Genomic DNA, 10,364 nt, shown 5'->3' with positions numbered 1-10,364 from the left:
GCATCGAAAAGATCCGTCGCATAGGTGATCTCGGCGACGAGCCCGTCGGCGCGGCCGTCGTCGTCCGAGGACTCGGACAGCGTCAGCTGCAGGTCGAACTTCGCCACCGAGGTATCGATGGCCTGCGTCTCCAGGACGAGACGGGGCAGCTCCACGTGGGTCGACCCGAGATTCTGGAAGGCCAGCATGACCTGGAACAGCGGGTGCCGCGCCGTCGACCGGGCGGGATTGAGCACCTCCACCAGCCGCTCGAACGGCACGTCCGCGTGCGCGAACGCCCCGAGCGCCGCCTCGCGGGCCCGGGCGAGCTGCTCGGTGAACGGCCGGTTCGGGTCCACCTGGGTGCGCAGCACCAGGGTGTTGACGAACATGCCGACCAGGTCGTCGAGTTCCTGCTCGCCGCGGCCGGCCACCGGGGTGCCGATGGCGATGTCGTCGGTGCCCGACAACCGCGCCAGCAGCACCGACAGCGCCGCGTGCACCACCATGAACAGGGTGGTGCCCTGCCGGCGCGCGACCTCGTCGAGCGCGGAGTGGATCTCGGAGGACACGACGAATCGTTCGGTCCCGCCGCGGAACGACTGCCGTGCCGGCCGGGGCCGGTCCGACGGCAGGTCGAGCTGGTCGGGCAGCCCGGCGAGGGTGTTGCGCCAGTACGCGAGCTGATCGGCGATCAGCGACTCCGGGTCGCCCTCGGAGCCGAGCAGTTCGTGCTGCCACAGCGTGTAGTCCGCGTACTGCACCGGCAGCGGCGGCCACGCGGGGCGCTCCCACTCGATGCGCGCGGCGTAGGCGGCCATGACGTCGCGCGCGACGGGTCCCATCGACCAGCCGTCGGCGGAGATGTGGTGCATGACGATCGCGAGCACGTGCTCGGTCGGGCCGATCTCGAACAGGTGGGCCCGGATGGGCACCTCGCGGGTCACGTCGAACCCGGTGGATGCCAGCGCCGAGATCTCCTGCTGCAGATCCTCTTCCGTGATCAACGTGGGCGTCAGGTTGGGCACCGCCGTGGCGGCGTCCGTGACGACCTGCATCGGCCCGTCCGGCCCTTCCGGGTAGACGGTGCGAAGCGACTCGTGCCGGTCGATGACGTCCATGATCGCGACCTGCAGCGCGGTGATGTCGAGCTCACCGGACAGCCGCAGGGCGAAGGGCAGGTTGTAGGTGGCCGACTCGGGCTCGAATCGGTTGAGGAACCACATGCGCTGCTGGGCCAGGGACAGCGGGATCCGGTCGGGGCGCGGCCGGGCCACGAGCGGGATGCGCCGACCGGCGCCGGCCCGGTGTTCGACCCGCGCGGCCAGCGCGACGACGGTCGACGCCTCGAACAGCAGGCGCACGGGCACCTGGGTGTCGAGGGCCGCGCCGAGCCGGGACACGAGTTGTGTCGCGACGAGCGAGTTGCCGCCGAGTTCGAAGAAGTCGTCGTCCAGTCCGACGCGGTCGATACCGAGGACGTCCTCGAACGTGCCCGCGACGATCTCCTCGATCGGCGTGGTGGGGGCGCGGAAGGTCCGCGCCTCGAACACCGGCTCGGGCAGTGCCTTGCGGTCCACCTTCCCGTTCGGGGTGAGGGGGACGATGTCGAGGACGACGCACACCGAGGGGACCATGTAGGACGGCAGGAATCCGGCGACGTACTCGGTGAGTTCGTCGCTGTCGAGGCCGGCCTCGCCGTGGACATAGGTGACGAGAGTGGTCTGGCCCGAGGGCGTCTCGTGCCCGATCGTGGTGGCGAAGTCGACGGCGGGGTGGGACAGGAAGGCGGCGTCGATCTCACCGAGCTCGATGCGGTAACCGCGGACCTTGACCTGGAAGTCGGTCCGTCCGGCGTACACCAGCCGGCCCTCGTCGTCCCACCGCACGACGTCCCCGGTGCGGTACATGCGCTCGCCCGGCGCGCCGAACGGGGAGGCGACGAAGCGGTCCGCCGTCAGCGCCGGTCGCCGGTGGTAGCCACGGGCGAGGGCGTCCCCGGTCAGGTACAGCTCGCCGGACACGCCGACCGGGACGGGGTGCAGACGCGGGTCGAGCACCAGGGCACCGACCCCGGCGACGGGCGTGCCGATGGTGATGGGCTCCCCGGGGCGCAGTTCGCCACGGGTGGTGACGATCGTGGTCTCGGTGGGGCCGTACGCATTGAAGTAGCGGCGGCCCGGAGACCAGCGGGCGACCAGGTCGCCGGTGGAGACGTCGCCGCCGACGTTGAGGACGCGCAACGTGTCGAGGTCGCGGGGGTCGACCGAACCGAGCACGGCGGGAGTGATGACGGCGTGGGTCACCCCGTGCGCCTTGATCAGGTCGTGCAGTTCGGTGCCGCCCAGCACGTTCGCGGGGGTCACCACGAGCTCGGCGCCGGAGGCGCCGGCCATCAGCCACTCGAGCACCGACGGGTCGAAGCTGGGCGCGCACACGTGCAGCACCCGGGACCGGTCGGTGACGCCGTAGAGTTCGACGCTCTCCTGGACCAGCGCGGCGAGCCCGTGGTGGGTCACGGCGACGCCCTTCGGCAGGCCCGTCGAGCCCGAGGTGTAGATCATGTACGCGACGTGGTCCAGGCGCAGCGAGGCGAGCCGGTCCGCGTCGCGGACGGGCGCGGCGGACGCCCGCGCGATCGCCGCGACGGTCTCGGCGTCGTCCAGGGCGTTCCAGTCGAAGTCCGCGGGCAGCCCCGGCAGGTGCCCGGCGGTGGTCAGGCCGAGCACGGCGCCGGAGTCCCCGACGATGTGCCGGATGCGCTCGATCGGGTGCGCGGGATCGATCGGCACGTACGCGGCGCCGGTCTTGGCTACGGCCCACACGCAGTGCACCATCTCCGCCGAACGCGGGAATGCCAGTGCCACAATTGTTTCGGGACCGACGCCACTGTCGATGAGGACGCGCGCGAGACGATTGGACCACTCGTCGAGCTCGCGGTAGGTGAGAGCGGAGTCGCCGCACCGGACGGCGACCGTGTCGGGAGCGAGATCCGCACCGGCCGTGAGCAACTCGACGAGCGGCCGCTCGCTGCGGTGGAGCCCGGGGCCACGGACCGAGGCGAGCCGCGCCGACTCCTCGGGCGCAAGGATGTCGATGTCACCGACGGGCGTGGCGGCGTCGGCGACGATCGCCTCGAGGATCCGCACGAAACGCTGCCCGAAGACGTCGACGGTGTCGGCGTCGAACAGGTCGGTCGCGTACTCGAACACGGCGTCGACACCGGCCGGGCGGCCCGCGTCGTCGGTGCGCTCGACGAGCCACAGCTGCAGGTCGAACTTCGCGATCGGTACGTCCAGCTCGGCCGCGGTGGCGCGCACGCCGGAGAACGAGATGTCGCGCGTGCCCGGAGATTCCACGGCGAGCGCGGCCTGGAACAGCGGGTGACGGGCCGTGGAACGGGGCGGCTTGAGGACCTCCACGAGCCGCTCGAACGGGACGTCCGCGTTGGAGAAGGCGCTCAGGTCGGAGTCGCGGACCCGGTCGAGGAGTTCCTCGAAGCGCGCCCCCGGATCGACCCGGGTGCGCAGCACCAGCGTGTTGACGAACATGCCGATCAGGTCGTCGAGGAGACGATCGCCGCGGCCGGCGACGACGCTGCCGACGGTGATGTCGTCGGATCCGCTCAGCCTCGACAGGAGCACGGCGTAGGCGGAGTGCATCACCATGAACAGCGACGCCTGATGCGAGCGGGCCACCTCGGCCAGCCCCCGGTGGGTCTCGGGCGAGATCCCGAAGCGGCGCTTGCCGCCCCGGTAGGAGGCGACCGCCGGGCGGGGCCGGTCCGCGGGCAGGTCGAGCTGATCCGGGATGCCCTCGAGTTCGCGGGTCCAGTAGGCGATCTGCTGCGCAGAGATCGAGTCCGGGTCGGATTCGAGACCGAGCACATCGCGCTGCCACAGCGCGTAGTCGGCGTACTGCACCGGCAGCGGGGACCAGGCCGGTTCGGAGCCGGCGGCCCGCGCCGCGTACGCGGCCACGATGTCGCGCACGAGCGGCTCGAAGGACGATCCGTCCGCGGCGATGTGGTGCAGCACCATCGCCAGGACGAACTCGTCGTCCGCCAGGCGATACAGCGCGATCCGGAACGGCAGGTCGACGGTGACGTCGAATCCGCGCTCGGCCAGCGCCACGACCCGGGCGAGCAGATCGGACGCGGCGATGTCGAGGACGGGCACACGGCTGTCGACGTGTTCGACCGGCAGGATCACCTGCTGCGGTTCGCCGTCGACCGCCGGGTAGACGGTGCGCAGCGTCTCGTGCCGGGCGACGACGTCGCCGAAGGCGGCGTCGAGGGCAGTGGGATCGAGCGGACCGGTCAGCCGCACCGTGAAGGGCAGGTTGTAGGCGGCGGTGCCGACGTCGAACCGGTTGAGGAACCAGATCCGCTGCTGCGCCGTCGAGAGCGGCAGCACGTCCGGCCGCGAGCCCGCCACGAGCGGCCGGCGGGCCCCGGACCCGGACTGGCGCGCCACCCGGGCGGCGAGACCCACGACGGTGGACGACTCGAACAGCACCCGCACCGGCACCTGGGTGTCGAGTGCGGAGCCGATCCGGGAGACCAGCTGAGTGGCGACGAGCGAGTTGCCGCCGAGTTCGAAGAAGTCGTCGTCGAGCCCGACCTCGGCGACTCCGAGGACCTCGGAGAACGTCTCGGCCACGATCCGTTCGGCGGCGGTGCGCGGCGCCCGGAACATGCGGGCGCTGTTGAACACCGGCTCGGGCAGGGCCTTGCGGTCGAGCTTGCCGCTGGTGTTGAGCGGGAACGCCTCGAGCACCATCAGCGAGGCCGGCACCATGTACGACGGGAGCGCCCGCCCGAGCGCCTCGGTCAGCGCCTCGGCGTCGATCGCGTGCCCGGGGGCGGCGACGAGGTAGCCGACGAGCTGGTCGCCCGTCGCCGTGGGCACCACGAGCACGACGGCCTGCGACACCTCCGGGGCGGCGAGCAGGACCGTCTCGATCTCGCCCAGCTCGATCCGCTGGCCGCGGAACTTGACCTGGAAGTCGGTGCGGCCGATGTAGTCGAGGTATCCGCCACCGTCCGCGCCGAGGCGCCACAGCACGAGGTCGCCGGTGCGGTACATCCGGTCGCCGGGCGCACCGAACGGATCGGCGAGGAACCGGTCGGCGGTGAGGTCGGGGCGGCTCAGGTAACCGCGCGCGAGCTGCACACCGGCGAGATACAGCTCGCCGGGCCGGCCGGGCGGCACAGGGCGCAGCCGGTGGTCGAGGACGTAGGCGCGGCTGTTCCACTGCGGCACGCCGATCGGGACGGTGGTCACGTCCTCGGGTCCGGCGCGGTGGTAGGTGATCGAGACCGCGGCCTCGGTGGGTCCGTAGAGGTTGTGCAGCTGCGCGTTGCACAACTGGGCGAACGCCGCGGCCGTCTCCGCCGGCAGGGCCTCGCCGATCACGAACACGTGCCGCAGCGTGTCGCACGAGCCGGGGCGGGCATTGGCGACGAACACGGTGAGCATCGACGGGACGAAGTCGGTGACGGTGACGCCGTGCTCGGCGATCTTGTCGGCCACGTACATCGGGTCGCGGTGGCCGTCCGGGGTGGCGACGACCAGGGTCGCACCGACGCGCAGCGGCATGAAGAAGCCCCACAGCGACACGTCGAACGTCGTCGCGGTCTTCTGCAGGTATACGTCGGACGCCGACAGCGCGTACTGGTCGTTCATCCACCGGATCTGGTTGTCGATCGCCCGGTGGGTGACGGCGACGCCCTTGGGCCGCCCCGTGGAGCCGGAGGTGAAGATGACGTAGGCGGTGGTGTCGAGGCGCACCGGCGCGAGCCGGTCGGCGTCGGCGAGCGGGCGCGTGTCCAGGCCGGTGAGGTCGAGGCGGTCGATCTCGACCACGTCGAGGCCGGCAGGCAGGTCCACCTCGTCGCGCGCGGTCGTGACCACGCAGACGGGCCGGGCCGTCTCGAGGATGTAGGCGGTCCGGTCCGCGGGATGGTCCGGGTCGATCGGCACCCAGGCGCCGCCGGCCTTGACGATCGCGTACATGCCGACGAGCAGTTCCAGGGAGCGCCGCACCGACAGCCCGACCAGGGACTCGGGTCCCACGCCGCGGGCGACGAGCAGCCGCGCGAGCGCGTTCGCGCGGGCGTCGAACTCGGCGTACGTCAGGCTCTCGCCCTCGTACACGAGGGCCGGGGCGTCCGGTGTGCGCGCCACCTGCTCCTCGAACGCCTCCAGCAGCGTGCGGTGGTCGAGGGGGTGCTCGGTGCGGTTCCACTCGGTGAGCACCTGGGCGGTCTCGGTGCCCGTTCCGAGGGGCAGGTCCCAGACGCGCCGGTCGGGATCGGAGGCGACGAACCGGTCGAAGAACTCCACGAACCGGGAGTGGTGCGCACGGGACTCCTGCGCGCCGTAGAGGTTGGGGTTGGACTCGAAGTCGATGTGGGTGTGCGTGCCGCCGCTCTTGTAGACGTTGACGCCGAGGTCCTCGATGAGACCGGTGGACAGGATGTTGATCCGTCCCACCATGTCGCCGAGGCGGACCTCGTTGTCGAACAGCATGATGTTGATCCACGGCCCGAAGAACGTCGAGCGGCCGCCGGCCGCGTTGCCGGCGTCGCGGACGATGTCCTCGTGACGGTACCGCTGGTGCCGCAGCGCACCGGAGACCGCGGCGGTGGCCGCCTCCACGAGCTGCCGCACGGTGGTGCCGGAGTCCACGTCGAGCCGCAACGGCACCACGTTGGAGACCATGCTGCCGGACCGGCGCAGCACCGCGGTGGTCCGCGCGGCGACGGGCAGGCTGAGCACGACGTCGGTGCGGCCGGTCATCTGGGCCATGTAGGCGGCGAAGGCGGCGATGACCGCGGTCGCGAGGCTGGTGTTCTCGCGTTCGGTGAAGCTGTCGACGAGCCGCTCGACGCGGTCGCCGAGGGCGGCGCTGTCGATCCGGCTGACGGGGGCCGGCGGGGCGGTGCGGCCGGCCAGGCTGGTGGGTTCCTCGATGCCCTCGATGACCGTCGACCAGTACTCGCGGTCGGTGTGGAACCGGGGTGAGTTCCGGTACGCGATCTCGGCCTCGTACACGGTGCGCACGTCCGAGGCCTTGTTGGGGCTGGGCTCGGCGCCTTCGACGGCGGCGGTGTAGAGCTCCGCGATGCGCGTCATGAAGGTGGCGGCACCGAAACCGTCCAGGGCGAGGTGGTGGACGCGGTTGTACCAGAAGTAGCGGCGCTCGCCGATCTGCAGGACGGTGGCCACGATGAGCCGGTCCTTGAGCACGTCGACCGGCGTGCTGCGGTCGGCGCGCATCCATTCGAGCGCGGCCTCGCGAGGGTTCTCCGCCGCCCGCAGGTCGACGAACCCGAGCGGCGCCTCGAGGCTGGGATCGACCAGCTGGTAGGGCTGCGCGTCGACCTCGAGGAAGCGCAGGAAGCCGGACCCCATCTCGAGGGCGGCGCGGGCGCTGGACTCCCGGAGCAGGTCGACATCGAGGTCGCCGACGAGCTCGACGTACTGGGCGATGTTCGCGGGCACGGAAGGATCGACGTGTTGCGCGAACCACATCCCGAGCTGCGCCGGGGAGAGGGGGAAGGCACCGTCCGGCACGTTCGCCGCGTTCGTGTTCGTCGCACCCGATCCGCCGACACCCAGCGAGTCCAAACCCCAACCTCTCTCTCACCGTCGGACGCAGGCCCGACCGTCGCGCCCGGTGGCCCGGGCGAGCACCGTGCTCAGGTATATCTGCAGTTCAGGGGAGGAGCGTTACACGGCGGACAACGGCGCGAACGCCGCGAGACCCGCCGGGACAACGATCCCCCCGCCTGTCGGCGCGGAGCTGCCCGAGCAGGTTACTCGCCGGTCGCCTTCCGGCCGCGTGACTTGCGCACCGGACCAATCTACAGGGTCGGTAAGGTCGGCTTCATCTTCGCCGCCGGGGGTGTCGGAGCCGTCACCACAGCACGGCGATGACGACGTTGAGGACACCGAGAGCACCGGCCGCGTGTGCGAGGGCGGCGGTCGAGCCCGGGTTCTGCCGTTCCTTCTTCATGCCGACGATCGCGAGGACGAGGATGACGACGGCGACGACGAGCTTGATACCGATCTTCATGTGGTTCAGGTCGGCGTCGTTCGCCTCGTTGAGCCCGACCAGTGCGAGACCGGTCACCACCTGCAGGATCGCGCCGTGCAGCATGCCGGCCACCACGCGCGGTTCCTTGATCACGGCGAGCCAGGAGCCGATGATCCCGGCGAGGCCGATGAAGTGCAGGATGAGGAAGATCTTGATCGCGACGTCCATGCGGCCATCGGATCACCCGAGCAGGACGGATGTCCAATCAGGCTCACCCCACCGGATGTGCCGTCTGGTGACGCGGGTCACCGCGGCTCCTTCCGCTGCCCCGCGTACCAGTCGAGCAGCTCCGGCGCGTCGACCGCGCTGCGATCCACCGTGCGTGCCGCGTCGGCGCCCTGGAAGAGCCGCTTGATCGGCACCTCGAGCTTCTTGCCGGTGCGGGTGTGCGGCACACCGGGGGCGGCGACGATGTCGTCGGGGACGTGCCGCGGCGAGGCCTGCTCCCGGATTGCCGCGCGGATCTTCTCCCGCAGCTCGTCGTCGAGCTCGACCCCGTCGGCGAGCACCACGAACAGCGGCATCCAGTAGCCGCCGTCCGGCTGCTCGGCGCCGATCACGAGCGCCTCGACGACCTCCGGGAGTTTCTCGACGGCCTGATAGATGTCGGCGCTGCCCATCCGGACGCCGTGCCGGTTGAGCGTCGAGTCGGAGCGCCCGTGCATCTCCACGGTCCCGCGCCCGGTGATCGTGATCCAGTCGCCGTGCCGCCACACCCCGGGATAGACGGAGAAGTACGCCTCGCGGTAGCGGTGCCCGTCCGGGTCGTTCCAGAAGCGGACCGGCATCGACGGCATGGGTGCGGTCACCACGAGCTCCCCGACGTCGTCGCGGACCGGGCGACCGTGTTCGTCGTACGCGTCGAGTGCGACGCCGAGGTACGGCACCGACAGCTCGCCCGGCCACACCGGGACAGTGCGTACCGCGCCGACGAAGGCCGACACCACGTCGGTGCCGCCGGTGATGGACATCACCGGGACGTGTTCGCCGACGTTCTCCGCCAGCCACCGCGACGAGGACGCGGGCAGCGTGGACCCGGTGACCCCGACGGCCCGCAACGCGGACAGGTCGTGGTCCCGCCGGGGTACGACGCCCGCCTTGATGCAGGCGAGCACGTAGCCGGGACTCGTGCCGAGGACGGTGACCCGTTCCTCCGCGGCGATCCGCCACAGCCGGTCGACCCGCGGGTGTGACGGGCTGCCGTCGTAGCAGACGATCGTGGCCCCGACGAGCAGCCCGGCCGCCTGGAAGTTCCACATCATCCAGCTCGGGCTGGTGTACCAGAGGAAGGTGTCGTCGGGCCCGAGGTCGGTGTGCAGCGAGACCGCCTTGAGATGCTCGAGCACCACCCCGCCGTGCCCGTGCACGATGCCCTTCGGCAGGCCGGTGGTCCCGGAGGAGAACACGACCCACAGCGGATGGTCGAACGGCACCGGCTCGGGGTCGAGGGGATGGTCCCCGAGGGTCGCCGCCTCCCAGGTGAGCGCGCCTTCGAGGTCCTGCCGCGGACCACCGAGCCGGGGCACCACGACGGTCAGCGCCAGCGACGGCAACCCCTCCCGCAGCCGGGCGACCGCCTCGGCGCGGGGGTGGGTGCGGCCGGCGAACCGGTAGCCGTCGGCGGTGATGAGGGCAGCGGGGTCGAGTTGCCCGAGCCGGTCCAGGGCTGCGGGAGCCGAGTAGTCCTGGCCGCAGGCCGCCCACACGGCGCCGATGCTCGCGGTGGCGAGCAGCGCGACCACGGCCTCCGGGATGTTCGGCAGGTAGCCGACGACGCGGTCACCGACGCCGATGCCGTGCTCGCGCAGCGTGGCGGCCAGCGCGGCCGCCTGCCTGCGCAGTTCGGCCCAGCCCAGCTCGGTGCGTTCCCCGTCCTCGCCGACGTACACGATTGCCGGGCGGTCGTCGCGCGCGTGTCGCAGGGCCTGCTCCACGTAGTTCAGTCGCGCCCCGGGGAACCAGACCGCGCCGGGCATCGAGGCGTCGGCCAGCGCCGGTCCCGGATCGGTGCGCGACCGCACGTCGAACCAGTCCCACACGTCCTGCCAGAACCGCCCGAGATCGTGGACGGACCACCGCCACAGAGCGTGGTAGTCGGGAAGAGAGAGGCCGTGGCGCTGCTCGACCCACCGGGTGAAGGCGGTGATGCGGGCGTCGGCGACGTCCTGTTCGGTGGGGGTCCACTGCGGCGGCACCGGGGTGTCGGTCATGCCGTCGCACCCCCTCGGTGATCGCCCGAGCGGGCCTCGACGGAGCGGTGCAGGATCTGCTCCGCGTGCCGC

Annotated in this window: 3 protein-coding genes; all 3 read right to left on the bottom strand. The window is 71.4% G+C overall.

Annotation, left to right across the window (positions count from 1 at the left end; genetic code table 11):
* Positions 1-7,613: amino acid adenylation domain-containing protein (locus tag CQZ88_RS10175; protein WP_146034292.1), on the bottom strand; the 7,613-nt coding region annotated here is incomplete at its 3' end.
* Positions 7,614-7,902: 289 nt separating this feature from the next.
* Complete coding sequence (locus tag CQZ88_RS10170; protein WP_006939718.1) at positions 7,903-8,250, bottom strand: hypothetical protein; 348 nt, start codon at positions 8,248-8,250, stop codon at positions 7,903-7,905.
* 77 nt (positions 8,251-8,327) lie between these two features.
* A complete protein-coding gene (locus CQZ88_RS10165; RefSeq protein ID WP_102799684.1) occupies positions 8,328-10,292 on the bottom strand; it encodes an acetoacetate--CoA ligase in 1,965 nt (654 codons plus the stop codon).
* Positions 10,293-10,364 lie beyond the last annotated feature (72 nt).

It is taken from the genome of Rhodococcus sp. ENV425 (assembly GCF_002887785.1).
Classification (GTDB): domain Bacteria; phylum Actinomycetota; class Actinomycetes; order Mycobacteriales; family Mycobacteriaceae; genus Rhodococcus; species Rhodococcus aetherivorans.
Note: the sequence above shows the minus strand (reverse complement) of the source record. Positions and strands in the feature narration are given on the sequence as shown.

What these genes read in the sequence shown, in the direction of transcription:
- CQZ88_RS10170 (WP_006939718.1), bottom strand. Translation starts at nt 8,250, where the DNA reads ATGGACGTCGCGATCAAGATCTTCCTCATCCTGCACTTCATCGGCCTC.
- CQZ88_RS10165 (WP_102799684.1), bottom strand. Translation starts at nt 10,292, where the DNA reads ATGACCGACACCCCGGTGCCGCCGCAGTGGACCCCCACCGAACAGGAC.